This is a genomic window from Pseudodesulfovibrio cashew (assembly GCF_009762795.1).
Lineage (GTDB): Bacteria > Desulfobacterota > Desulfovibrionia > Desulfovibrionales > Desulfovibrionaceae > Pseudodesulfovibrio > Pseudodesulfovibrio cashew.
Genome location: NZ_CP046400.1, coordinates 314599 through 340740, shown reverse-complemented (window position 1 = coordinate 340740; position 26142 = coordinate 314599). Strand labels below are relative to the sequence as shown.

The 26142-nt window shown below is 62.1% G+C and carries 19 protein-coding genes; 3 read left to right on the top strand and 16 right to left on the bottom strand.

Features of this window, described 5'->3' with window-relative positions:
- Positions 1-40: 40 nt before the first annotated feature.
- The 5 genes from GM415_RS01500 to ispH all read right to left on the bottom strand — a co-directional run bounded on the left by GM415_RS01500 (position 41) and on the right by ispH (position 6730).
- On the bottom strand, positions 41-895 hold the full coding sequence (locus GM415_RS01500) for a glutaminyl-peptide cyclotransferase (protein ID WP_158946079.1): 855 nt from the start codon (positions 893-895) through the stop codon (positions 41-43).
- Between the two features lie 108 nt (positions 896-1003).
- Positions 1004-3862, bottom strand: a complete 2859-nt coding sequence (locus GM415_RS01495) for a bifunctional diguanylate cyclase/phosphodiesterase (protein WP_158946078.1) — start codon at positions 3860-3862, stop codon at positions 1004-1006.
- A 138-nt stretch (positions 3863-4000) separates the two neighbouring features.
- Positions 4001-5005 carry a GTP 3',8-cyclase MoaA gene (gene moaA / locus GM415_RS01490; protein ID WP_158946077.1) on the bottom strand — a complete coding sequence of 335 codons (1005 nt, stop codon included), beginning with the start codon at positions 5003-5005 and terminating at the stop codon, positions 4001-4003.
- A gap of 130 nt (positions 5006-5135) precedes the next feature.
- On the bottom strand, positions 5136-5498 hold the full coding sequence (locus GM415_RS01485) for a molybdenum cofactor biosynthesis protein MoaE (protein WP_158946076.1): 363 nt from the start codon (positions 5496-5498) through the stop codon (positions 5136-5138).
- Between the two features lie 383 nt (positions 5499-5881).
- Positions 5882-6730 carry a 4-hydroxy-3-methylbut-2-enyl diphosphate reductase gene (ispH, locus tag GM415_RS01480; protein ID WP_158946075.1) on the bottom strand — a complete coding sequence of 283 codons (849 nt, stop codon included), beginning with the start codon at positions 6728-6730 and terminating at the stop codon, positions 5882-5884.
- 142 nt (positions 6731-6872) lie between these two features.
- Between ispH and GM415_RS01475 the strand changes: the two genes are divergently transcribed.
- Positions 6873-7499, top strand: coding sequence for a TetR/AcrR family transcriptional regulator (locus tag GM415_RS01475; protein ID WP_158946074.1), 627 nt, complete (start codon positions 6873-6875; stop codon positions 7497-7499).
- A gap of 28 nt (positions 7500-7527) precedes the next feature.
- Here GM415_RS01475 and GM415_RS01470 read toward each other — a convergent pair whose 3' ends face one another.
- Both GM415_RS01470 and GM415_RS01465 read right to left on the bottom strand, forming a co-directional pair.
- On the bottom strand, positions 7528-9420 hold the full coding sequence (locus tag GM415_RS01470; protein WP_158946073.1) for a PAS domain-containing sensor histidine kinase: 1893 nt from the start codon (positions 9418-9420) through the stop codon (positions 7528-7530).
- Positions 9421-9475: 55 nt separating this feature from the next.
- Positions 9476-13135 (bottom strand): DUF748 domain-containing protein, encoded by a 3660-nt coding sequence (locus GM415_RS01465; RefSeq protein WP_158946072.1) that lies wholly within the window; start codon positions 13133-13135, stop codon positions 9476-9478.
- 188 nt (positions 13136-13323) lie between these two features.
- Here GM415_RS01465 and GM415_RS01460 point away from each other — a divergent pair, with 188 nt between their 5' ends.
- The gene (locus GM415_RS01460; RefSeq protein ID WP_158946071.1) at positions 13324-14445 is read left to right on the top strand and encodes an FIST signal transduction protein; all 1122 of its coding nucleotides are present in this window, start codon (positions 13324-13326) and stop codon (positions 14443-14445) included.
- Positions 14442-16079: a sensor histidine kinase gene (locus GM415_RS01455; RefSeq protein WP_158946070.1), complete on the top strand. Its 1638-nt coding sequence runs from the start codon at positions 14442-14444 to the stop codon at positions 16077-16079. The genes GM415_RS01460 and GM415_RS01455 overlap by 4 nt, the downstream gene beginning before the upstream one ends.
- Here GM415_RS01455 and GM415_RS01450 read toward each other — a convergent pair.
- The 9 genes from GM415_RS01450 to GM415_RS01410 form a co-directional block, all read right to left on the bottom strand.
- Positions 16076-17323 carry a hypothetical protein gene (locus GM415_RS01450; RefSeq protein WP_158946068.1) on the bottom strand — a complete coding sequence of 416 codons (1248 nt, stop codon included), beginning with the start codon at positions 17321-17323 and terminating at the stop codon, positions 16076-16078. The genes GM415_RS01455 and GM415_RS01450 overlap by 4 nt on opposite strands.
- Before the next feature lie 148 nt (positions 17324-17471).
- Complete coding sequence (locus GM415_RS01445; RefSeq protein WP_158946066.1) at positions 17472-19619, bottom strand: response regulator; 2148 nt, start codon at positions 19617-19619, stop codon at positions 17472-17474.
- Between the two features lie 181 nt (positions 19620-19800).
- Positions 19801-21141, bottom strand: coding sequence for an SPOR domain-containing protein (locus GM415_RS01440; protein WP_158946064.1), 1341 nt, complete (start codon positions 21139-21141; stop codon positions 19801-19803).
- Between the two features lie 22 nt (positions 21142-21163).
- Positions 21164-22105, bottom strand: coding sequence for a type II secretion system F family protein (locus tag GM415_RS01435; RefSeq protein WP_158946062.1), 942 nt, complete (start codon positions 22103-22105; stop codon positions 21164-21166).
- A 12-nt stretch (positions 22106-22117) separates the two neighbouring features.
- Entirely contained in the window at positions 22118-23092 is a 975-nt protein-coding gene (locus tag GM415_RS01430) for a type II secretion system F family protein (protein WP_158946060.1), read from the bottom strand.
- A 3-nt stretch (positions 23093-23095) separates the two neighbouring features.
- Positions 23096-24475, bottom strand: coding sequence for a TadA family conjugal transfer-associated ATPase (locus GM415_RS01425; RefSeq protein WP_158946058.1), 1380 nt, complete (start codon positions 24473-24475; stop codon positions 23096-23098).
- Positions 24472-25656 carry a CpaE/TadZ family protein gene (locus GM415_RS01420; RefSeq protein WP_158946056.1) on the bottom strand — a complete coding sequence of 395 codons (1185 nt, stop codon included), beginning with the start codon at positions 25654-25656 and terminating at the stop codon, positions 24472-24474. Before GM415_RS01420 ends, GM415_RS01425 begins: the two co-directional genes overlap by 4 nt.
- Positions 25657-25700: 44 nt before the next feature.
- Positions 25701-25850 carry a hypothetical protein gene (locus GM415_RS01415; protein ID WP_158946054.1) on the bottom strand — a complete coding sequence of 50 codons (150 nt, stop codon included), beginning with the start codon at positions 25848-25850 and terminating at the stop codon, positions 25701-25703.
- 2 nt (positions 25851-25852) lie between these two features.
- Positions 25853-26134, bottom strand: coding sequence for a hypothetical protein (locus GM415_RS01410; protein ID WP_158946052.1), 282 nt, complete (start codon positions 26132-26134; stop codon positions 25853-25855).
- Positions 26135-26142 lie beyond the last annotated feature (8 nt).

Here is a 26142-nt window from a genome sequence, read left to right as displayed (position 1 = left end):
ATTGCCGCGCAGACAGCGGTCTCTTTCGGGGTGAAATTCGCTACTTTTTCTCCGCCTGTTTTGCCTGGGGGAGTTGTTCCATGCTCACCGGCCTGCGCCAGAGCACTTCGTCCACGGTTATCTCGAACAGCTTGTCCCAGTGCTTGCCGGTGACGAACAGCCGTCCCGTTTCCTTTTCATAGGCAATGCCGTTGGCCACGCCGCTGGCGGGCGCGATCCGTTTTCTGAGCGGCGAAAGGTCGATCCAGGCCCGGACCTTGCCGCTTTCGGGGTCGATGACCGCTATTCTGTCGCGCTTCCAGATATTGGCCAGGACCATGCCACCCACGTATTCCAGTTCGTTGAGCAGTCGGACCGGTTCCCTGCCGTCGCGCACCTTGATGCCGCCGATCATGGCAAAGTCCTCCGGGTCGTGGAAACGGAGCGAGTCCTTTCCCGAGCTGGAGATGAACCACTGGCCGTCGAAGGTCAGTCCCCATCCCTCGGTGGTGTCCCCGGCGGGACGGTAGGCAAAGGAGGTCAGAAGTTCCAGGTCGCCGAGTGAGTGGAGAAAGCCGGTGCCGGAGAGCCAGGTCAGGAGGAACAGCCTGTCCCGGTACGGGGCGATGCCTTCGGCGAAGTATTTCCGGGGGACCGGCATGCGCAGGAGGTAGTCGCCGGATTCGATATCGGCCACGGCCAGGTAGGATTCGCCGAAACCGCCCGAGGATTCGTACAGCTTGCCGTCGTGGACGAAGAGCCCCTGGGTGTATGATTCGGGGTTGTGCGGAAACTCCGCTGCCACGCGGCAGGGATAGGTCGGTGCCGCGGCCGCCTTGGGCAGAGGCGGGAGCAGGGCGATGAGCGGGAGCAGGACGAGAAGTCGGAGAATGAAGGGGAACTTGCGTGGTGTCATGTGCGGTTTCGATGTCGGAAGTTGGCCGTGCTGCCGTGCTGTCCCTTTAGTGTCGAAGAGGCTGGGAAGCGTTGAGGCTCAATCCGGCCTGACCTCCCCCGGTTCCGGTCAGAAACACTCTGTGTTTCTTTCCTGAAGATAGGCGACGATGCCTTCGAGAGGCAGCGGAGGGCTGTAGTAGTATCCCTGGATGAGTTCGCAACCGTAGTCGTTCAGGCGGCTCAGCTGTTCCTCCGTCTCCACTCCTTCCGCCACCACCGCGAGGCCGAGATTCCTGGCCATGAGGATGATGGTTTCCACGATCTGGGCGTCCGAAGCGTCCGAGGTGATGTCCCGCACGAAGGACTGGTCGATCTTGATCACGTCGATGGGGAAATTCTTCAGGTAGTACAGTGAGGAATGGCCCGTCCCGAAGTCGTCGATGGAGATGGATATGCCGTGGTCCACCAACTGTTCGAGCTTGGCAACCGAGGCATTCACATCGGTCATGAGGGTGGACTCCGTGATCTCCAATTCCAGCTTGGACGGGTTCAGCCCGTTGTGTTCCAGGCTGGCGATGACCATCTCTACCAGGTCTTGCTGTTCGAACTGGATGGGCGAGAGGTTGACCGAGACCTTGATGTTGGAGCAGCCCAGCCCTTCGAAGAGCTGCATGGCCTTGCAGGAGGCTCCCAGGACATATTCGCCAAGGGGCACTATGAGGCCGGTTTCCTCGGCAAGGGGAATGAAATCGCCCGGGCTGACCACGCTGCCGTCGGCCTTGTTCCAGCGCACCAGCGCCTCCATGCCCATCACCTTTCCTGTCCGCTGGTTGACCTTGGGTTGGAAGTAGACCGTGAACTCCTCTTCCTTCAGGGCGCGGCGCATGTCGTTTTCCAGCTCGATGCGGCGGGAGATGCGCTCGTTGATCTCCTGCGTGTAGAGCAGATAGTTGCGTTTCCCAGCGGACTTCGCCTGGTACATGGCCATGTCCGCGTTGCGGATCAGCGTGCCGGCGTCGTCGCCGTCGTCCGGGTACATGGTCACTCCCACTGAGGGAGTAATCGTCAGTTCCTGGCCGTGGATCAGGTAGGGCTCGTCAAAGGAGAGCAGGACGCGATCAGCCAGCTCCACGACCTCGCGTTCATCCTCCATGTGCTCGGCAAGGATCAGGTATTCGTCGCCGCCCAGCCTGGCCACGGTGTCCGCGTCGCGGAACTGGGTGGAGAGCCGGTCGGCCACCTCCTGAATGAGCACGTCGCCCGCCGAATATCCTAGCTGGTCGTTGACCTTCTTGAAGTCGTCGATGTCCAGGTAGAGGATGGCCACCTTGGTATTTTCACGCCGGGCGTGGGCGATGGCCATGGTCAGGCGGTCATGGGCCAGGGCGCGGTTGGGCAGTCCGGTCAGGGCGTCGTGGTACGCTTGGTGCTCCAGCTCCTTGTCCTTGCGCTTCATGTCGGAAATGTCATGGAACACCGCTACGTAATTGGAGACTTTTCCGTTCTCGTCGCGGATGGAGCTGATGCTCAGGATTTCCGGGAAGGACTCGCCGTTCTTGCGCCGGTTCCAGATTTCGCCATGCCAGGAGCCGTATTCGATCAGGCTTTGCCACATCTCCCGGTAGAAATCCTTGTTGTGGTGCTCCGATTTGAGCACGCGCGGATTCTGCCCCAGCACCTCCTCGGGTTCGAAGCCGGTGATGGCGGTGAAGGCGGGGTTTACGGCCAGCATGGCCCCGTTCTTGTCGCTGATGGTGATTCCTTCCAGGGCGTTATCGAAAACCATTGCGAACAGCTTCAGCTGCTGCTCGGCGCGGCGGCGTTCGTCGATCTCGGTTTCCAGGCCGTCCCGGTATTCCTCCAGTTGCCCCATGTACTGATTGAAGCGCTGGGCAAGTTGGCCGATTTCCCCCTGGCCGTTGATCTCGGCCCGTACGGACAGGTCGCCCTTGTCCGCCTTGGACATGCTGTCCGCCAGTCTTGTGAGCGGCGTGGCCACGGCCGAACCGAGCTTCAGGGCAAGGGGAATGGAGCAGAGCAGGGTGAAGGCTACTATGCCCAGGATTATGTTGCGAAGCCGGTACAGGGGCGCATAAGCCTCATCCAGGCAGGATGAAGCGGTCACGATCCATCCCAGGTTCGGTATCCGTCGGAAAAAGGTTATGGTTGCCCTGCCCTTGTTCGGTCCGGTTTCCGGCGTGTGGATGATACGACCATGGTCCAGACCCTTCATCCTGTTGAGCAGGGCCGGGGAGATGGCGTCGTGAGGCTTGCCGTCCGTTGCGGTCGGGGCGACCAGGTATTTCCCTTCGTTGTTCAGGATTGCGGCATGGCCTATTTCGCCGAGAGCGAAGGACTGGACGCTTTTGCGGAAGTCGGCCACGTCGATGAGGGATCGGAACTCGTCCCGGTACGAGGACACGGAAACGATCCAGTCCCAGGGGGCGAAGTATTCCATGTACATGGCCTTGGGGCGCTTCTCCTCGTCATCGGGGTTGGCCCACTCGTATTCCAGGTATCCCCGGTGCCGTTTGGCCTGCTGTTGTCCCAGGGACTCCTTGGAAAGGTTTCTGCCGACCAGGGCTTGGGACGGATGGACCACGATCACGCCATCGGACTTGATCACGTAAATGTATCCGGTTTTGCCTATGGTCTGGCTGAGCAGGACCCTCTTGGCCGTTTCCTTGGCCACAGCCTGGGACATGCTCCCGGCCTGGACGGCTTTTTCCAGGCTGTGCAGAATGTCGATGTTTTTTTCCGCGATGGCGCGCAAGCGGTTGCGGACCGAGACCTTGGCCGAGGTCCCGACCATGGTCAGGATGCCGTCGGTGGCCGTGCCGAGGTCCAAGACGATGTCCTGCTCAACATAGCTTCGGATGGAGTAATAGGCCACGGAGGAGGCCACCAGGGAACTGACGAAGATGAACCCGGTAAACCAGACCATGAGCCGGTATTTGATGCTGAGATTTCTCAGAGACAGGGGCAAGTCCATTGTATCCTTGAACGAGGTTCATACCGCAATGCTTCATCCATCGGGCGGAAGAATACCTTTTCAGCCAAGGTTTGCCTAGTATAAAGGGGGGCGCAATGGCATGTATGGATTGCCCCCCCGGGTTTCGGCGGATCAGCCGCCGATGGACGCCATGCGTGTGCGGCACACACCCTGTCCTGCGGGCATGCGTTCCAGCAGGTCGTGCCCGATGGGCTTGTGGCGGCTGGCTTTCTTGAGAATCTTTTCCACTGCGGCCAATCCGAGCTTGGGATTGCGCAGCACGGGCCGCAGGCGGTATACCTTGTCTGAGAAGAGACAGGTCCGCAGGTTGCCGTCCGAGGTCAGGCGCAGGCGGTTGCAAGTGCCGCAGAAGTGGTTGGTGTAGGGAGAGATGAGCCCGATGCGGCCCTTGCCTCCCTTGATGTTGAAGACCCGGGCCGGGCCGTGCTGGCATTTGTCGTCCTCTGTCAGAGGCACCAGTTCAGCGTAGGTTTCGGCCTCAGTCAGGATTTCCTCGGCCTTCCAGACTGTTGCGTCATCCCAACCGGTCTCCAACCCCACGGGCATGAACTCGATGAAGCGCATGTCCAGCGGGTTCTCCCGTGCGAACTCCACGAAAGCGGGGAGTTCGTCGTCATTGAACCCGCGCATGGCCACGGCGTTGATCTTGACCCGCATCCCCGCCTCCAGGCAGCGATCGATGTTGGCCCTGACCTCGGCGAAGTGGTCGCGGCCGGTGATGCGCTTGAATTTTTCGGGGTCCAGGGTGTCCAGGGAGATGTTCACCCGCCGGATGCCCGCTTCGGCCAGGGGCTTTACGTAGTCCTTGATCAGCGTGGCGTTGGTGGTCACGCAGAGGTCCAGGTCGGGGTAGCGCTTTGCCGCCTCGATCATGAAGTCGCCGAATCCTTTGCGCACAAAGGGCTCACCGCCGGTGAAGCGGATTTTCTCGATGCCCATGTCGACCACCATGCCGATGAAATCGAGGATTTCCTCGTATCGCAGGATGTCCGGGTGCGGAATGAATTCCTGCCCTTCGCCCGCGCAATAGGTGCAGCGAAGGTTGCAGCGGTCCGTTACGCTGACGCGCAGATAGCTGACCGTGCGGCCGTGTGTGTCTTCAAGAATCTTGTGCATGGGAAACCCCGGTTGCCGCCGTTTGAGAATGGGCGAGCGCCGATTCCGGCAAGGAAACGAAGCCGGGTCGCGTTCGGACGCGCCGGGATCGAAGCCGTTCGGATGACGGACTGCAGGCCTCTGGAAAAGCCTAGGCGAAAATTTCTTTTTTGGTGACTGCTTCGGATTTGACCCGGTCCAGGAAGTCGGCAAGCGCGGGCTTCACGTTTTCACGGATGTCTCCGGCCACGATGAGCAGGAGGACGTCGTCTCCCGGCTTCATGGCTCCGCATCTGGCCTGGGCCACGGCCCTGAAGATGCCTTCGCGCGCTTCGATATCCTTGCGGATCTCCTCGACCTTGTCCAGGTCGGTCTGCACCTCGATGGCGGTCACCTCTGCCCGGTCCTTGCGGGACCACGCGCGGACCACGCCGTTGTGCACCAACATCATGCCGACGTTTTCGGCAAAACCCGGTTCCTTTTTCAGATCGGCAATAGCCTTATTGATATCCATGTCAGTCCCTCGAATGCTGATAGATGTATCGTTACTTCCTGATAAGCACGGCGCCGCCTCCTGGCAAGCCCTGCTGTTTCCCTTTCACTCCGGCACCGTGGTCCCCGGTTTTGCAACGTGCCATGATTATAATACCCAGGTGCGCGGCGTTGGGGCAGAATTATGCCGAAGACCGAATCCTCCGCACGGATTCACGGAAGTCCAACGGCCTGCCGTTCCTGTCTCCCCCTGACAGGATTGCCGTCGGGAGTCCGCGCCGCAACCCTCCACACATCGGCGTTGGCATTTCCCGACGAAACGACACCTCCCGGCAGGCGTCCACACGGGGCCAGGGCCTGTTTTTCGGATCACCGGAAAGCGCCTGGCCCCTGTTGCGTCCGGGATCAGAGCGCCTTGAGCGCGGCGATGACCTGGTCAATGAGCCTGCGGGGGGTTGAAGCGCCCGCAGTGACGCCCACAGAGCCATAGCCGCGCAGTTCTTTCAGGTCAAGGTCATCTACGGTTTCTACATGCCTGCAAGGTGTGCCGTTCTCTTCGGCCACCTGGGCCAGGCGCCGGGTGTTGCCGCTGTTGTAGCCGCCGACCACGACCATGAAGTCCACCTGGCGGGCCAGTTGATTGGCCTCGTTTTGCCGCAGCTTGGTAGCGTCGCAGATGGTCTCCAGAATCAGGACGTCCAGATCGGGTGTCGTCCTGAGCTTTTCGGCGATCATTTCGAACAGGACCCTGTCCTGGGTGGTCTGGGCGGCCAGCACGTATTTTTTCTCTGGGGAGAGCGGATAAGCCTCAAGCTCCTCCGGGGAGCCGAAAAGGAAGTGGCCGTCCCGAGCGTAGCTGACCAGTCCCTTGACCTCGGGATGGTCGGCCTCGCCGTAAAGCAGGAGCTCCCGGTCCTCGCCGGTGTGGCGCTGAATGAGCAGTTGCGCCTTTTTCACCCTGGGGCAGGTGGCGTCCTTGATGACCACGTTCCGTTTGCGCAGTGCCTCCTCCACCTCGCGGGTGATGCCGTGGGCGCGGATGACCACGCAGGCCCCGGAGGGCACCTCTTCCGGCGTTTCCGCGATGATCACCCCCTGCTCGGCATAGCGCTTGAGCACCTGGGGGTTGTGGATGATGGGGCCCAGGATGTGGATGGGCTTGCCCTTGGCAGCCTTGACCAGCTTGTCCAGCCGCCTGAGCGCAAGGTCCACGCCCATGCAGAACCCTGCCGTCTCCGCGAGTTTTACTTCCATATTCCGGCTCCTTGTGGCGGCGCTTGAGGGAACGCTCCCTCCCGGCCAGCCGCATATTTTGCTTGACTTGGTCCGCCGTGGAGCATACTAAGCTCAAACATTTGTTTTAAACGTTTCAGGCGGATAAGGCGGAATTATCATTATGAACGAGAAACGCAACGTCAACACAAAAGACGCGTTACTGGCGGCAGCCATCGAGGTTTTCGCCGACAAGGGGTTCGACGCGGCCACTGTCCGTGATATCTGCGGCCGTGCCGGTGCCAACGTGGCGGCGGTCAACTATCACTACGGTGGAAAGGACGCGCTCTACCTGGCCGTGCTGGAGGAAGTCTTCCCCAGGGACACCTACGAGCAGTCAGGGGACGAGGACATGGACCCCGAGCTGCGCTTCAAGCGCTACCTGCGCAACCTGATCAGCGATATCTACGAGAGCGGCAGCGCCACCATCGCCCAGCGTTGGTCCATCTTCCTTCGCGAAATGGCCAAACCGAGCCGGAACCTCGACTTCATCGTCAGGCGGCAGGTCCAGCCCCGAGCCGATGAGCTCAGGGAGATCGTGTCCGCTCTTCTCGGGCCGGAATGTCCGGAGAGTGTCCTGGCCTACACCAGCTCCAGCATCTGGGTGCTCCTGCTCGACCATCTGCTGACACAGCCAATCCTGGACAGGCTCACGCCGAGACGTCCCGCCGTGAACAGCGCCAACCTGGAGGAGTTCGTGGATCACGTCTTCAAGTTCTCTCTGGGTGGGATCAAGGCGGTGGGCCGGTAGGTCCGGTCTTCCCCGGGGAGGACTTCTATCAGGCTTCTTCTTCGGTTCCGGCCCGCTGCAGGGGCATGGTAATGGTGAACCTGGTGCCCCGGCCCACCTCGCTATCCACGTGAATGGTGCCGTGCAGGGTGCTGGTCACGGTGTTGAAGACGATGTGCAGGCCCAGGCCCGTGCCTCCCGTCCCCCGTCTCGTCGTATAGAAAGGCTCGAATATCTTGTCGATGTTCTCAGACGGGATGCCGCACCCGTCGTCCTCGAAGGTGAAGACCAGGCTATCGCCCTCGATCTCGCCGCCGATGCTGATCGTGCCGCTCTCGTCCTCGCCGTAGGCATGGAGCAGGGCGTTGACCAGCAGGTTGGTGATGATCTGCATGAACGCGCCCGGGTAGCTGTATAGCTCCACCTCCGGCGCGTTGTTCTCTATGCGATGGCCGGTCCGCTTGTACTCGGGCTTGAGGCTGATGAGCACTTCCCCCACGTAGGACCTGAGTTCGAAATTCCGAGGGATCTCCGAGGACTGGTCAGCGGCCACCTGCTTGAAGCTGCTGATCAGTTCGGCGGCGCGTTCGAGATTGGTCAGGATGCTTCCTGCGGACTCCAGCCCGTTTTCGATGAAATTTTCCAGTTCGGACCGTTTGAGTTCTCCTGACGCCAGCTTCGACTCCAGGACCGCGAGACGATCCCGGAGGTAGGAGCCAGCGGTGACGCCGACGCCCAGCGGCGTGTTGATCTCATGGGCCACGCCCGCCACAAGGCTGCCCAGAGCCGCAAGCTTTTCCGCCATGATCAGTTCTTTCTGCGTCCTGCGCAGCTCTTCCAGCGAAGCCTCGAGCTCTTCCTTGGCCTCTTCCAGGTTTCTGGTCCGATCGGCCACACGTTGCTCCAATTCCTCGTTGAGCTTTTTGAGCGCCTGCTGGGACTTCTTGAGCTGGGAGATATCTCGCCCTTCGGCAATGAGGAAGATGATCTCGCCCTCGTCGTTTCGGGCGGGCTTCAGGGTGAAGTCCACGTCGATGACAGTGCCTTCGTGCAGGGTGTTCTTGACCTCTCTGCGGACGGTCTCCCCTTCGGCGGCCCGCTGCACCGCGTCATTGAGCCAGTCTTTCACGGTCCCGTCCCACCACCATCGGGCGAGGGTCAGGGGCTTGCCCACGACGTCGTCGGCTTTTTGCCGGAAGGCGTCCAGAGCGGTGGTGTTGATCTGAATGACCTCGCCTTCCAGCGTCAGGGTGGCCGAGAATTGATACGTCTGGTTGAAGATGGCCCGGAATCGTTCCTCGCTGGCCTTGAGCGCGGCCCCTGCGGCCCTGCGGGCGGTGATGTCCACCGAGAGCACCAGGACGGCCAGCTCTTCCGCGTTGGCCGGACGAAACGGCAGGCGCGTGGTCTGGAGCCAGTGGGTGGTTCCGTCAGCGTGAAGGTACGGCTCCTCCATATTCGCGGACGGCAGGCCCGTGTCCATGACGGCCAGGTCGTCGGCCTCCATGCGCCGGATCTGCTCGTCGTCAGGATGGACATCGGCGTGGCGCACGCCGGTGAGATCTTCCACGCCGGAGCCCAGGGACTCGGCCATGGAGCGGTTGAGGAGCAGGAACCTGCCGCTGCGGTCCTTGACGTAGAGCAGGTTGGGCATCAGGTCGACGACCTTGCGCAGGGTGTCCCGGCTGTTGTTCAGTTCGCGGGTCTGCTGCTCGTAGCCGAGCTTCAGGCGGCGGTTGAGGTAGAGGAGTACGATCACGAACAGGAGTCCCGCCACGGAGACCGGGATGATGGCCGGACTCCATCGCCCGATGAATTCGGTCATCCCGGCATCGGGAGCCGCGGCCAACGCAGGAACGCCCCGGCCCAGCAGGGCCAGGGAGGCCGCGATGGCCGATGCGTACGTTCTGGTGCGATGGTACATTCGTTCCTTCCCAGCCATGGTCCCTGCCTGTTTTTCCTGCGGGAGGCGCAGCCGTAGCTCTCCCCCCCGGCGGTTATTTGATCCCCAGGTCGGCCCGGTGCTTGGGCACGCCGGTCTTGCCCTTGGCGTCCTTCTGCCGGTCGAGGAGATAAACCCGTTCGGTCAGGTTGGGATCGCGCGCGAGGATGAACTCCTTGACCGCGCTGGCCCGCTGTCTGGCCAGTTCGTTGAGGTCTTCCTGGGTCACTTGGATCCGGTCGATGATGAACTTCTCCATGACGTCCACCGGCTGCCTGTCGGTGACGAACAGGGTAGTGGACTTGATCCCTTCGGGATCGGGCTCGGCGGCGTATGCCTCGTAAAGGAATTCCTCGTATTCTTCAGGCGCGATACGCATGGCGTCCGCCGAGGTCTGGCTTCGCTCCTTGCGAGGCAGGGATTCGTATTTCTGCTGCCTGAGCTTGGCCTCGAAGAAGGCCGTGATCAGGCCGGCCTTGTCCGCTGCCGGATCGACCACGCCGTCCACTTCCAGCTTGAGCTTCTGCCGCTCCTCGAGCGCCTTGGTCACGGTCTCCAGTTTCTGCATGCCCGACTGATCCAATGTGGCACGGCCAGGCTGGAAGACCACGAAGTCCATGTTCTCGCCCCCGCCGCCGAAGATGGAGCCGATCAGGCTGAAGGGCGAGGCCAGGGCCTTGACGAACAGGGAGACGATGGCCTTGAACACGATGCCGCCGATGCGGAAGTCCGGGTCGTCCAGCCTGCCCCGGATGGGCAGGTTCAGCTCCATGTCGCCGTTGCCGTCCTGGAGCAGGGACAGCCCGAACTTGACCGGCACGTTGGGTGCGTCGGGTCGCTTGTCCTTGGGCCCGAGGACCAGTTGCTCGATGAAGAACTTGTTGCTGGCGTCCAGCTCCCAGTTATCGGTCTTGAAGGTAACGTCTGCATAAAGCCGCCCCTTCTCCACGGGGTAGGCCATGTATTTCAGGGTGTAGGGCGAGAGCGGCACCATCTCCAGGCCGTTCACGGCCACGGTCAGGTTGGAGTACATGGGGGTGATGACCGGGTTGAGCACGCCTGTCACCGACATGGGCGTGGGCCCGATCTTGGCGCTGAACTCCATCTTGGGCCGCGCCTCCGGGGCCTGGGAAACATCCACCAGCCCCAGCGTCATGTCGCTGATGACCGTGGAATAGACCGGCTCCACCGAGGCGTCGCGGTAGGTGACGTGCCCGTTCTTCATGGTCACCTTGGCGATCTTCACGGAATCGAAGAAGGGGGGCTCGGCAGGTTGGGCAGGCGTCTGGGGCGCGTCTCCTGCGGTTTTGGCCGGGGTCTCGGCTTTTTGCTTAGGCTTCCCCTTGCCGTTGGATTCCCTTTCTTCGGGCACCGGCGGCGGTTCGGGGATGCGGAAGGCGCGGCGGATATTCAGCCGTCCGTCCTTGTCGAAATCCACTGCGGCGCGTGGGCCGTCCAGGTCGATGGACTGGATGTCCAGCCGGTTGGGCTCGTTTTCGAAACGAACGCCCGTGAGCGTGAAGGCGTCGAAGCCCGCGAATTCGCCGTCGCCGCTGTCGTCGCGGAGCGCCACGCTGCGAAGGCCCGCCCCTCCCGTCACCGTGTACTTGTTGGTGCGGGTGCCGGAGTACTCATACTTCAGGTCGGCCGAGGCGCTGCCCTTGGAAAAGAGCAGTTCCGTGGACTCGCCCAGGTAGGGGTCGAACGGGTTCAGCCCCACGTCCTTGAGGCGGAGTCGGCCGGTGGTGCCGAATTCATCAAGACCGAGGCTGCCAGCGGCTGAAATCTCTCCTTTTCCGCCCCATCGTGTGCTCATGTCGTAGCGCATGGTCGCGCCCTGGCGGGTGGTCAGGTTGCTCAAGGTGGCCTGCAGACCGTTCAGGGTCAGCTTCGCCGGATTCTTCAGTGCACGGTCGCGGAAGGTGGCTTCGCCATCGGTCACGCGCACGGTGTTGACCGTGGCGGTCCATTGCCTGGCCTCTTCTTCGGCGGCGGTCTGTTCCTCTCGCACGGGCTCGCTCTCCTTGGCAAAGAGCCGCGCCAGATCGAGGTCGCCCGACTTCTCCCGGACGACTTCGACCGAAGGACCGGTCAACTCTATTCGGTCCACAAGCACGTTGCCTGCCGCGAGGTCGAAGTTGGCGCCGGTCACGGACAGGGCCTTCAGGCCGAGACTCGGTTTCTCCGCGTCCGGCTTGGACAGGGCCAGCCCGCTCAGGGAGAGGGTGGCGTTGTCGGCGGCCAGATTGAAGACGCCGTCGTTGTCGCTGACCGTGAGCTTGGCCGTAGCCCCGGCCACGCCGGAGTCCACGCGCAGGGGGAGGGCCTGGGCAAGATAGGCCTTGTAGTCCGGCAGGCTGAACCCTTCGGCCTTGACCGAAACATCGGCTTTTACCGGGCTCAGGGTCGCCGTCCCCTGAGCCGAGACGCGTCCCTTGCGCCCCAGGCTCAGGTTGAAGGAGCTGACCACATCCTTGGCCGTTGACAGGTCTTTGCCCTTGAAAGCTATGTCGCCGAAGGCGCGGGAGAATCCTCCAGGCACGGTCAGGTCCTGCCAGTCCACGCTGCCGCCCGCCACTTCCAGGGAGCGGATGTCCAGGCGCAGGGAGGTGTCCTTTTCGGTCGTGGTTTTGGCCGTGGCGTTGTTCGCAACGGTGCCGGGGGATTCGGCGGGAAAATAGTCCGTCCAGTTGATGTCGCCGTCCCCGCGCCGGATGACCTTGCAGTATGGCTTGTCCAGGCGGATGCTTTTGAGCGCCAGCTCGTTGTCGCCCAGGGAATACTTCTCCATCTCGAAGTCGAGCTTGTTCAGGGCAAGGACCTTTCCGTCCACAGGCGCGGAGAGTTCCAGGTTGGTGAGGGTTCCGCCGCCGCCCAGGAACAGACGCATGCGGGTGGCGTCCGGTCGCTCGAAGAGGAGAGTGATGTCCGAGGTGAACTTGCCGCTGACCAGCTGCAGGGGAGACTTGACGGGCAGGTAGCTCCAGTATTGATGCAGGTCGACATCCACGGCGCCCAGCTCGAACTCGGTGCGCAGGGTATCGTCAAAGGGCAGGGTGCGCCCCTTGAGTTCCACGGGGTCGCCGTTGACCACGGCCGTGAACTTGGGCTGGGTGAACTCCTTGCGCAGGTCCAGAAAGCTTGAGGTGAAGGGCACCAGCAGGTTGAGATTGGAGATGACGTGCCGTTTTTTATGCGGCTTGTCGTCGAAGATGATCGTCGCATTGGTCATCTCGAAGCCGTACAGGGCAAAGGGGAATACCGTTTCGTTTGCCTCGGGGGACTCGTCTTCCGGTTTGCGTTGCGCGCCGATCAGGTCGGAGATGGAATACTTTCCTCCACCAAAGAAGGTGACGTCCACGGTCAGGTCGCGCAGATGGAGGTAGGAGACCACCGGGGCGAACTTCCAGAGGGTGGCGATGCCCGGTGCCGCGGACAGGGAGCCTATGGACACGAGCGCGCCTTCGCCTTCGAGTTTGGCCACGCGCAGTCCTTGCAGCTCGAAACGCATGGTCAGCGGGTTGAAGGCCACCCTCTCCAGGGTCGTCTCTCTATTGAGGCCTTTGGTGGCCTGGTCGATGATTACGGTCCTGACCACCGGAGGGAGGACGAAGAAGCCGATGAGGACATAGGCCGTGAACAGGGTCAACGCCCAGAAGAGGACCCGCCTGAGCCGGGGGGTGCCGTATGGAATTTTGTCGAGAAAAGCCAGCATGTTCTTTCCGTCCTGATGATTGTATTCGGGAACGATTACCAGAGTAGCGGAATTTTATCCGCTTCGCCAGTGGGGAAGACCCAACTGCCACCGGTCTTAACCTTTTTTTATGGCCGCCGGGGATTATCATGGTCGGAGTGGGCGCTGTTTGCTATTCTCCTTCAAGAGCTGGAGCAGGGAGATGGATCATGCGAGTATTCATTGACAGGGAAGGGACCCTCGCAGGATTGCGGCAGGCCATGGACAGCGCTCTTGAAAATGGGGCGGGCAGCCTGCTTATCTTTTCGTGCGATGGCAACGGCTATGAGTCGGAATGTCTCGATCCACTTCTGCGCAGCACTCCGGTGCCGCTGTCCGGCGGCATATTCCCCAGGGTTTTGGGCGATGGTCTTTTGATGGAAAAGGGCAACGTCGTCGTTGCCATGGATGAACACCCCGAAACCTATGTCGTTCGTGACATGAACTCTCCCGCTGTCGACTTTGAGGATGTGCTTGACCGCATGGTCGCCGAAGAGACGGATGCGCGGACCGTGCTCGTCTTTGTGGATGGGCTGTCCAGCCGTATCGGGGCCTTTGTCGACGCACTCTATTCCATTTTCGGCCTGGAGGTGAATTACATTGGCGGCGGGGCTGGTTCACTCAGTTTTCGGCGGACCCCCTGCGTGTTCACCAACGAAGGAGTGCTCAGGGACGCGGCCGTGCTGGGCGCGTATCATATGGAGAGCGGGGTGGGCGTCAGTCATGGCTGGGAGTACGTCAAGGGCCCGTTCAAGGTTACCGAGTCCGAGGGGAACCTTATCAAATCGTTGGATTGGCGGCCCGCGTTCGAGGTTTACCGGGAGGTGGTCGAAGCCCATTCCGGCAAGCGGTTCATGCTTGAGCCTTTTTTCGACATCGCCCAGTCCTACCCCTTCGGCATCGCCAAGATGGGGGCCGAGCGCGTGGTCCGGGACCCCATGGGGCTTGATGGAGAGGAAGCGCTCGTGTGCATCGGGGATATCCCGGAGGGCGCATATGTCGACATCCTCCACGGCAGCCCGGAAAATCTGATCCAGGCCGCCGGATCGTCCCTGCGCATGGCAAAGGAAAATTTTCCGCCCGACGCCCGGCCTAGGCTGGGGTTTTTCATCGACTGCATCTCGCGGGCATTGTTTCTGGATGACGAGTACAGGCTGGAGCTGGAGGCCATGACTGAGCAGGGAATGGAGTCCGTGGGGATCTGCTCCATGGGCGAGTTGGCCAACAGCGGACAGGACTATCTGGAATTCTACAACATGACGGCCGTGGTCGCCTTGCTGGAGGGTCGGTGAGGACTTCCGAGATCCATGTTTACGAGCGCATCTACTATGAGATCGCCATGTCCATCGGCAACAGCCTGGACCTCGGGGCCATGCTCAGGGAGGCGGTTTCCATCTACCTGAGGCGGCTGAACTGCCTTGCCGGGGCGGTGCTGCAGCAGGAAACGGATGAGGCCGGGCTTGTTTCGTTCAGGAGCATCTATGCCATCCCCAAGCGCATGAGGCCCAACAGCGCCGTGCTGGAAGCCATCGAGAGCGTGCCCAAAGGGTTGGACTCCGCAGGAGTTGACGACTACCTGGCGTCCCTGCCGGAACAGGACAAGGCGAACGGGAATCGCCGCTACGTGATGGAGTTGCCCGGATTCGGAGTGTTGCTGTTGATCAAGAGCGCACCGCTGGAAGAGGCCGTCCTCAAATCCCTCGCGCCGCTTAATGTCAAATTTGCCGGGGCGTGTATCTCCTGCCTTGCCAATGAACGGCTGCAGCGTGAGATTCGGGAGCGTGAGTTGGCGGAGGAAAAGTACCGCTCCATCTTCAACAACGCGGTGGAAGGCATATTCCAGACCTCCATGGACGGCCGCCTGCTGCATGTCAATGCTGCCATGGCCCGGTTGCTCGGATATGAAAAACCGGAAGAAGTCATAGAGCGGTATGACAACATCGGCGAGCAGGTCTATGCCAATCCGGAAGACCGGGTCAGGCTCATCAACCTGTTGAAGCGAAGGGGGCGAGCGTCGGCCTTCGAGGTCAAGCTGCGCCGCCGTGACGGTGCTTTTCGCTGGGGTTCGTTCTCCGCCCGGTTGGTTCGCGGCGCGGATGGCTCCCCCCAGTATATCGAGGGCATGGTGGACGACGTGACCGCCAAGCATCAGGCGGTGGATGCATTGCGCGAGGCCAAGAAGGAGGCCGAGCGCCTCAGCATGCTGAAATCCAACTTTCTCTCCATGGTGTCGCATGAGCTGCGCACGCCCCTGACCTCCATCCTCGGCTTTGCCAAGCTCGCGCGCAAGGCGTTGGAAGAGATCATGACGGACAGCAAAGCCGCCACCCCGGAAGCGCTTCGGCGGCTGGAACGCATCGCCGGCAACAACCAGGTCATCGTGACCGAGGGCGAGCGGCTGACCGAACTGATCAACAATGTTCTTGATCTGGCCAAACTGGAGGCCGGGCGGTTCGAGTGGGACATGGAGGAGGTCCCGTTGGAGGAAATTCTCCGCCATTCCCTGGCCGCCACCGAGGTCCTCTTTGACAGGGCCGGGCTTTCGCTGGCCTTCGAATTGCCGGATCAGGGGCTGCCCATGGTGCAGGGAGACCGGGACCGGCTCGTCCAGGTTGTCATCAACCTGCTCTCCAATGCGGCCAAGTTCACGAAGGAGGGAACGGTGACCCTCAGCGCTTTCCCCGAAGAGGGCAGGGTGGTGGTCAAAGTAGCCGACACCGGCATCGGAGTGCCCGAGGAGGAGAGGGACGTCATCTTCGACAAGTTCCGCCAACTGGGCAACACTCTGACCGACAAGCCCAAAGGCTCCGGGTTGGGGCTGCCCATCAGCAAGGAGATCGTGGAACACCACCACGGCACTCTCTGGCATGAGCCGAATGCGGAGGGCGGCAGCGTCTTCGCCTTTACCCTCCCGGTCATGGATTAGCTCCTTCTGCGGTCCAACGGACGGGCCACGAACACCTTGTAGAGCGTCAGCAGCAGGAAGAACGCGCCCAGCAGGAGCAATCCCAGCAGGAAGGCGTGGTCCATGGATCTCTCCAGTTCCGAGCTGCTCCGGTCCACCAGCCGGTCCACCCGCTGGTAGAGTTCGTTCTGCTGCAGCACCAGCCCGGCGATGGCCTGATTGATCGCCGCCTCCCTTTCCTTGGAAATGTTTTCCATGATGCCGACGATGGCCTGGTTCTGCCATTGGGTCAGCCCGGTCAGGGCGGTGTTGATGGTCCGGTCGCTGTTTTGGGCGAGTTGGGTGAAGAGCTGGTTGACGATCTTGGAACTTTCGGTTCTCAGTTCTTCAGGCAGCTTCTCGGCAATTTCCGCGTATCGCTCTCCGAGGCTGGTCATGTTCTCGGTCTCGTTGATCAGTCCGTTGACTTCAGGCTGGAAGAGCAGTTCGAGGTAGGCGAGTTCCACCTGGTAGCTGATGACCAGTTGCATGCGGGACATGAGGTAAAAGGCACGGTCTACGGCCACCTTCATGTCCTCGGCCACCAGGGCGGCGGCCTGGACGCTGGCGAACAGGCCGCCCGGCTGGTCCAGCCTGCGCAGGGCCGGCTTGAGGCCCAGCTCCCCGAAATCGCTGAACCGGACATAGTTGACCGCCACCTGCTTCGGGTGCTTGGCCCGCCATGCCTCGATGATCATGCGCATCTCGGCCATCTGTTCGGCATTCATCACCCTGGATGCCTCTTCCCAGACATCCTCCTCCATCTCCCGGAACTGCTCCATGGCCTTTTCGGCTTCGGGACCGAACCTTGGAAGCCAGAAGTCTTCCCAGACCATGCGCCGCAGGGTGGTGACCACGATGAGATCGAGCAGGGCCATGCCGGGATACGGTCCGGCGGCAATCTCCACGTTGGAGGAGACATCGAAGACCATCATCCGGGCTGCGGTGACTCGTGCCTGGGGCGTACCGATTTCCTCCAGCGCTGCGGCGGCCTCGGCTATGCGGGCGTTGGAGGTGTCCGCAAAGCTCATGATCGCCGCCTGCAGCTCAAGGGGGCCGATTCCCTGAAGCCGGGCCTTTGCATTGCTCCCTTTGGACGCGCGAGTCTTGCCGGGCTGTGCCGGGACATGGCGGAACGCCGCTTGGTTCATGGTGCTGGCTACCCCGCCGGCGCATCCGGCCAGGATTGTCATGAGTGACAGCAACAGGGCAAAATGTTTGAACATGGTCCACCCGAGGAGTGTTTTCGGCGCGCACGGTTGTGTGCGGCGTTACATGATCGCCGAACAGGAAAAAAGATGCAAGGGCGTTAGAGTTTGGCAGGGGCCTCTCCGGCGACTATTCCGGTAAGGCTCCCTGCGGTGTCTGGCGTGCCTACTCTCCGGCCAGCTGGCGGGAGATCGAACGAATCAGGTCGTGCTTGAGGATCGGCTTCATGATGAAATCGCCGATGCCGATGTCGCGCAGCCGGTCGTATGACACGGCGTCCGAAAAGCCCGTGCACAGGATGATGGGCATGCCGGGGCGGATCTGCAGGATTTCCCTGGCCAACTCAAGGCCGGTCATGTTGGGCATGGTCTGGTCGGTGATGACCAGGTCGAAGTCCCGGGCGCGGTGCTTGAACATTTCCAGGGCCTCCACCGAGGAGGTTCGGGTGACCACCTCGAAGCCGAAGGATTCGAGCATCTCGCGCCCGATGTCGGTGAGCGGCTTTTCGTCGTCCACGAACAGGATGCGGCCCTGGAGGAAGACGAGTTCCGCCGCTGCGGATTCGGCCACCGGACGTTCGACCATGGCGGTCTTGGGCAGGAAGACATGGAAGGCCGCTCCCGTGCCCGGTTCGTTGACCAGTTCCAGGTGGCCGTCGTGCCGTTTGACGATGCCGTGGACCATGGCCAGCCCCATGCCTGTGCCCTCGCCCTGTTTCTTGGTGGTGAAGAAGGGATCGAAGATGCGTTCCACCACCTCGGGGGCGATGCCGCCGCCCGTATCCGCCACCGTGAGGCGCACGAACCGCTCCGGCTGCCCCAGGTCCGCGGGAGGCACCACCGGGTCTCCGGCCTTTACGTCGGCCAGGGTGACGGTCAGGGTCCCGCCCTTTTCGCGCATGGCGTGGGAGGCGTTGCCGCAGAGATTGAGCATGATCTGGTGGACCTGGGTGGGGTCGGCCAGCACGTTGTCCTGGTCGGTCTCGATTCGCGAGATGATCTCCACGTTGGTGGGCACGCTGGAGCGGAGCAGCTTGAGGGCTTCCTTGATCAGTGGGGCCAGGGTCAGAGGGTGGCGTTCCTGCGGTCCCTGGCGCGAGAAATTGAGGATCTGGTTGACCAGATCGCGGGCGCGCTTGCCCGCGCGGGAAATCTCCCGCACCCGTCGCTCCAGGCCGGAGTCCGGCTCGGCGCTGCTCTCGATGATCTCGGCATAGCCGAGGATGACGCCGAGGATGTTGTTGAAGTCGTGGGCGATGCCGCCCGCAAGGGTGCCGAGGGCCTCCATCTTTTGCGACTGGCGGAGCTGTTCCTCCAGCCTTTTGGGCTCAGACATGTCGAAGATGTAGCCGCGAACCTCGGCCAGTGCGCCGGACTCGCCGCGCACGGTGTCGAAGTTGGCCAGCAGATGCTGGTCCAGGCCGCCGCGCCTGAGGGTGACCTCCTTGTTGGTCACCCGGTCCTGCCCGCGCAGGAGTTCGGCCAGGGGCTCGGGCGCGCCCATGGCGTCCCAGAGTTCGAAGATGTTTGCGCCGTGCACGTCCTGGGGGGAGTTGAAGCCGAACAGCTCGGCAAAGGCCACGTTGCAGTCCAGGATGAGCCCGTCGCCGTCCGAGGCGAAGTTGCCGGTGATGTCCTTCTCGAAGAGCATGCGGTAGCGCTGCTCGCTGGCCTGGAGCTCCCTAAGCACGGCCGCGCGCTTGGAAATGTCGAGACGGAGGCGGCGGTTGGCCGCGTTCAGTTCCGCCGTACGCGCTTCCACCTTGGTGGCCAGGGTCTGGTTGAGTTCATGCAGGCGCGTTTCCAGGTCCCGCTTGGAACACAGCGAGGCAGCGATCTGCTTGAGTTCGGCGGACTGGAAGGGTTTCTGTACGTAGAGCAGCTTCTCGGTGGGGAGTACGCGCTTGTTGATCTCCTTGAGGGGGACACTGACCTGGGAGGAGAGCAGGACGATCTCGATTTTTTCATCGAGGTCCCGGATGGCGGAAGCCAGATCCACCCCCGCCATGCCCCGCGCCTCGTCGTTGAGGTGGACGTCGATGAGCGCGATAGCGAAGGGGTTATCCTGTTTTGAGGCTTGGCTGACCGCCGTGAGCGCGTCTTCCGGGTCCGACAGGCAGGCCACTTCATAGATCGGGTTGCTCGCTTCGGCCAGGATATCCTCCTGGGAAGGGAGGTGCAGGTCGTCGTTGAAAAGGGCTTCCAACTCTGCGGCTTCCTCTCCCTCGAAGCAGAGCACGTCCCGATACCGGGTGAGCATATTCTCGTCGTGATCCACGGCGAGTACGCGAATGCGGCGGGTGTCTGCTGCCACGCGGGAGTCCTCCGACAGGGTTGAGTACTTTTGCCAGCCTACCCGGAAATCATAGGAAATTCTCTGATAAAAAGGAAGCTCCTCCGAAAGAGGGCGTTCGGCCCCGGCGGGATCGAACCTGGTTCGTCCCGCCGGGGCCTGTTTTCGGTCTTTGCGTGTGCCGTTGCTCATTGCGCTGGAGTTAGATGCTCGCGCCTTTCGGCTTGGGCATGACCCTGGCGTAAACCGTGGCCCGGTCCAGTCCGAGGACGGCGAGCACATCGGGGCGCGCGGTCTGGGCTGCCTTGATCGTGGGGAATTCGCCCACCAGGACTCGGTACCAGATGCCCTTGTCGCCGAGGTCGATCTGGTTGATCCAGGTGGAGAAGCCCTGCTTGCGAAGTTGCTCGCAGTGGGTGAAGGCGCGCTTGTGGTCCTTGTACGAGCCGACATGGAGACCATAGGTCTCGGTGAGTATGTGGTCCCCGGAACCCTGCACGTGGGAGATCTTCTTGAATCCCACGGAAGGCGAGCCCGCGGACGCGGGAGATGCCGCAGGCTCGCCGGGGTTCTGCTCCGAGTCGGGGAAAGACTCATGGAGCAGGGGGTTCGGGGTGGAACCGCTTGTTTGGATGGTGTCGTTGGCTTCCTTGAACCGGGCGGCCAGGCGGGCGCGCTTCAGGTTGTCGGCTGCCTTGACGTAGAAACTGGGGGAAAGCTCGATGGCTTTTTCGAAGTAGGCCACGGCCTTTTCCGGCTGGTTGTCCGTGAGGAGCACGTAGCCGAGGTTGTTGTTGGCCTTGGAGTCTCCGCCGGCGTACTTGAAGGCCTCCAGGGCCTCGTCCAGTCGGCCCAGGCGGGTCAGCGCCAGGCCGAGGTTGTTGTAGGTGCGGGCCGAGGCGCCGCCGGTCTTCAGGGCTCGGCGGAAGGCGTCCACGGCCATGCCGTACTGCTTGCGGGCGATGTGGACCACGCCGAGGTTGTTGTAGATTTCAGCGGTGTTGTTGCCGCGGTGCAGGTCGATGGCCTTGGCGAAGTTGTCGGCGGCCATTTCGTAGTGGCCGTCCTTGTCGTCAAGGATACCCAGGTAGTTGTAGGACTTCCAGAGCATGGGGTTGAGACGGACCGACTTCTCCAGGTGGGTCCGGGCTTCATTGTACAGTCCGGCGCGGAAGTAAATGGCTCCGGCGGCGCCGTTGGCCACGGCGTGATCAGCGTCCTTTTCCAGGACCTTGATGTATTCGGCCAGGGCCTGTTCATCGAGCCCCTTGCGGCAGAGCAGGTCGGCCTTCTTGACCCGGACGTCGAGGTTCTCTTCATCCAGCTCGGCGGCCTTGGCGTAGTGCATGAAGGCCATTTCGTCCTGGCCGCGGCGGAGCAAGCCGTCGCCCACCTGTTCGTGCTGTTCGGCGGAGAGAGGGATGCCCTCGTCCTTGCCGTAGGCGAACTCCTTGAACGAGGGGTCCTCTTTGGACTTGGCGGCGCAGCCGGCCATTCCGGCCAGAAGCAGCATGACGGTGGCGATGACGATCAGTTTCTTCATGGTCTTTCTCCTTTCCTTTCCGTCAGGGGTTCACCTGGGCGAAGATGTCGATGAACAGGATGACGGCGGGGCCCATGATGGCGATAAACAGGGCGGGTAAAATAAACGTGACCAGGGGGAGCAGCAGGAGGACGGGCAGCTTGGCCGCCTTTTCCTCGGCGCGCTGCGACCGCTTGGTGCGCATGGCGTCGGAATATACGCGCAGGGTCCGTCCCACGCTGATGCCGAAGATATCGGCCTGGACGAGCAGCGAGGCCAGGGAGGACAGGTCGTCCTGGCCCACGCGGTCGGAGAGCGAGCGGAGGGCGTCTGCCCTGGCCTTGCCCGCGCGTAGTTCGAGGGTCAGCAGCCGGAATTCCAGGCTGATGATCGGGCCGGACTCCCTGAGTTCGTTCTGGACGCGCTCGATGGCCTGGTCCAGGCCCATGCCGGATTCCACGCAGACCACCAGCAGGTCGAGGGCGTCGGGCAGCTCGTTGGCAACGGCCAACTGGCGCTTGGCGATGCGCTTCCTGAGCCAGACCTGGGGCCCGTAGATGCCGAGGGCGGCCATGGCCACCGCACCGAAGCAGGTCGTGGCCAGGGGCATCTCCCGGAAGAGGAGGAAGCGCGCGGCCAGGAAGAGGCCGAGCAGGGTCAGGGCGATGACACCTTTGGCTCCCTGGAACTTCACTGCCGCACCGGGGGTGCGCAGGCCTGCCTGGATCAGCTCGCGGCGGGTCTTGTTCACCTCTTCGGAGTCCTTGGGGCCGATCTTGGTCCCCATGCTCTCGAAGATGTCCGAGAATTTGTTGCGCAGGCCGCCTGCGGCGCTGGACGCATCTCCCCGGCCTCCGCTTACCCTTTCCCTGAGGCGGGCCGTGTCGCCCGCGGAGGAGAGGTAGCCAACCAGGCCGTATCCGGCCAGGAGCACGGAGCAGAAGCCGATACCTGCGGCGACGTAGGGGATGTAGATCATGTCCATGATTGCCTCCCCCTATACCTTGATCTTGACCATGCGACGCATGATGACGATGCCGACGGCCATGGATATGATGCCTGCCCAGGCCATGCTCCTGCCCAGTTCCCTGGTCCACAGCAGGGACATGTACTCCCTGTTGATGAAGAAGAGCACACCAGTGATGAAGAAGGGCAGGGCCGAGAGCAGCAGTGCGGAGATGCGACCTTCCGCCGAGAGGATGCGGACCTTGCCGAAGAGCACGAAGCGTTCGCGCACCAGGCGGGCGATGTTGGAAATGATCTCGGCCAGGTTGCCGCCGGTCTCGCGCTGGATATTGACCGAGACGATGAAGAACTTGAGGTCGTCCACGTCGACACGCTTCTGGAGGTTGCCCATGGCGCGGTCAACGTCCACGCCGAAGTTGATCTCCTCCAGGGTGGTGCGGAACTCGACGCCGATGGGATCATCGAACTCCTCGGCCACCATGCTCATGGAGCCTGCGAAGGTGTGTCCGGCCTTGAGGGCGCGGCTCATGAGGTCCAGGGCGTCGGGAAGCTGGGCCTGGAAGCGGTCCATGCGCTTGGCCTTGAGCCGGTTCACGTGTGCCACGGGAGCGTAGCCGAGCAGGCCGCCGAGAATAAGGCCGACCCACCATTTGTCCGAGGCCATGAAGCCTCCGTAGAAACCGGCGAAGCCCAGCACGGCGCACAGGAGCAGGTAGACTCCGGCCGACCCCTTGGTGTCGGCCTGCTTGATGTTCCGCTCCAGGTTGGCCGCGAAACGGAGATTCTTCAGTATCTTGTTGAACCAGGCCACTTGGCTCATGGAGGAGTGCTTGAGGAGCAGGTCCAGGGTCTCGGCTTCGGTTTCGTCCATGGCGAAACGGCGGAGCCTTTTCTGGACCTTGTCGTTGGCCTCTTCCTTGCCCGCACGGAGCAGGGAACCCAGGCTCATGACCAGGAGGAAGATGACGACGGTGCAGCCGATTGCGACGAGGATGGTGACGTGCATGGCTTACCTCTCTCTCCGCGCCAGCGGGTTGATCTCGAACATGTGCTGCGGGAACGGGCGGCCCATGCGTTCGAGCTTTTCAGCGAACTTGGGCCGGATGCCCCGCGCCGTGAAGAAACCTTCCACCTTGCCGTTCTTGTCGATATTGGTCTGTTCGTAGGCGAAGATCTCCTGCATGGTGATCATTTCGCCTTCCATGCCGGAGATTTCCGAGATGGCGATGACCTTGCGTGTGCCGTCCACCAGGCGGGTGGCCTGGATGATGACGTCCACGGCCGAGGAGATGTAGCGCTTCATGGACAGGGGGGAGAGGTTCAGCCCGGCCATGGAAACCATGGTCTCGAGGCGCATCAGGGCGTCGCGCGGGGAGTTGGCGTGGATGGTGGTCAGCGAGCCGTCGTGACCGGTGTTCATGGCCTGGAGCATATCCAGGGCTTCCGAGGCGCGGCACTCACCGACGATGATCCGGTCCGGGCGCATGCGCAGACAGTTCTTGACCAGTTCGCGCTGGTCGATTTCGCCCTTGCCTTCGATATTGGCAGGACGGGTCTCCAGCCGGACAACGTGGTCCTGCTTGAGCTGCAGCTCCGCGGCGTCCTCGATGGTGACGATGCGTTCGTCCTCGGGGATGTTGCGCGAGAGGCAGTTGAGCAGGGTGGTCTTGCCCGAGCCGGTACCGCCGGAGATGAGCACGTTGAGCCGCGCCTTGACGATGCCGTCCATGAGGTCGGCCATCTCCTGGGTCAGGGAGTTGAAGCCGATCAGGTCCTGGACCTCCAGGGGGTCGGCGGAGAATTTACGAATGGAGAGCGAGGGGCCGTCGATGGCCAGCGGCGGGATGACCGCGTTGACGCGCGAGCCGTCGAGCAGGCGGGCGTCACAGAGGGGCTGGGATTCGTCGATGCGGCGTCCCACCAGGGAGACGATGCGGTCGATGATCTTGCGCAGGTGGTTGTCGTCCTTGAACCGTGCCGGGGTCAGCTCCAGCTTGCCCTTGCGCTCGACGTAAACCTGCTTGTAGCCGTTGACCAGGATATCGTTGACCGTGGGGTCCTGGATGTACGGTTCCAGGGGGCCCAGTCCAATGACCTCGTCCTGGATTTCGGCGAGCATGCGCTTGCGCTCGGCCATGTTCAAGGGAGCGTTCTGGAATTCTTCCCAGAGCAGCCCCTCGGCCACCTTGGCGATCTCGGCGCGCTTTTCCCGCTCCTCGAGGGTGTCGAGCAGGGTCAGGTCGATCATGTCGATGAGGCGATCGTGGATGCGGGCCTTGATGTCGAAGTAATAGTCCTGCGCTTTGCTTTCCGAGGTCTTTCCCTTGGGCTTGGCAGGGACCGGGCGATTCTTGGACGCCTTTTTGTTCAGTCTTGCTGCGAGGCTCATAAGGCGACTCCGGCGAGTTTGTCGTCAGACGCATTCTTCTTGCGGCGGAAGAGCCCGGCAAAGGGCAGGGACAGCTTCTTCTTGGCTTTTTCGCGCTTGTCCATGGACTTGGCGATCTTCAGGATTTCCTTGGCGGCGGCGGACTTGGGGTAGGCGGCCACCAGGGGGGCACCCTGGTTGAGCGCGGAGAGGGCCGAGGACCCGTCCTCGGGGATGGCCCAGGGAATCTCGCGCGAGAGCACGTCCGCGGCGTCGGCCACGGCGATGGTGGAGTCCTTGGTCACGCGGTTGGCCACTACCCGCATGCGCCGTTCGGCGTCCGGGTCCATGGAGCGGATGGCTTCCATCAGACGGGATGTCCGGGCCAGGCAGGGCAGGGTGAGCTGCATGACCATCAGGATGGTGTCGGCGTCCTCGATTTCCTTGGGCAGGTCGTCGCCGGTCACGTCGCCGGTGTCCACGACCACGAAGTCATAGATCATGCGCAATTGTTCGAGGATGAGGTAGAGGGATTGCGGGTCCGGGCGGGGATCTCCGCCGGGCGCGGGCAGGACGTGCAGGCCGGATTCGTGCTCGGTCACCACGGACTGGAGGTAGGTGGTGTCCAGGCGCGAGATGTCCTGCATCAGGTCGCCCCAGGTGTACTCGTACTTGAGGTCCAGGAAATAGGGGATTTCGCCTGCCGGACGGCGGAGGTCCAGGAGCAGGGTCCGGCTGGGGAAGCGCTCGTTGAGCCTCCAGGCCAGGTTCACGGCCACGGTGGTGGCGCCCAGACCCGGCTTGCCGGACAGGACGGTGATGATCTTGCCCTTTTCGGTCTCGTCGCCGGCCAGGGACTCGCGCATGGCCGTGCGCATGATCGCGGCCCGGAAGTCGTTTTCCTCGATGGGGTATTGCAGAAATTCGCGGATGCCGCTGCGCATGGCGCGGATGAGGATGTCGGTGTCGGCCTTGTGTCCGGCCAGGTAGACGTCCTCGGCCTCGGCCGCTTCCAGGGCGTGAATGATGTGCGGCAGGTCCTCGTCAACGGTTTCGCCGGGCTCGTAGATGAGTACGCCTGTTTCCCCTGCGTCCTCGTCGGCCAGTCGCACCATGTAGCTGGAGGCGATGATGCGTTCGAGCTTTTTCTGCTCTTCCGGATCGTTCAGCGCCAGCGTGACCGGGATGATTCGATTGTTCATGGTTCCCCCTTTCCCCGTGGTCCCTGTTACGGGACCGTTCAAATCTATTTCGCGAGATATCCCGCGGTCTCGGGCGTTGTCCTCTCATCTCCAAAAGGGGACAGGCCGTTGATGAAGAGCAGGTCAAGCAGCAGGACGGCGAACATGAGGCTCATGAACAGCAGCTCCCGCCAGTAATAGAATCGCTTGGTCATGCTCAGTTCCCGCCGATGATGATTTCGGACACGGACTGCCCGGACTCGGGCTTGGTCTGCGGTCCTTCGTGGTACTTGTCCCCGACGGTGGCGGCGTAGCGGCCGTCGAGCCCGACCACGGGGGCGTCGCCGCCCGCTTCGGGGTTGTAGATTTGTTGCTGCACGGCCAGTTTGACCGAGCTGCCGTGTGCCACGGTGGATTCTTCGTGCTGCACCTGGACTATGGAACATCCGGCCAGGGCCGCGATGCCAATGATGATTAGGGTGATGAGCATGTTGCGCATGGTCTTTC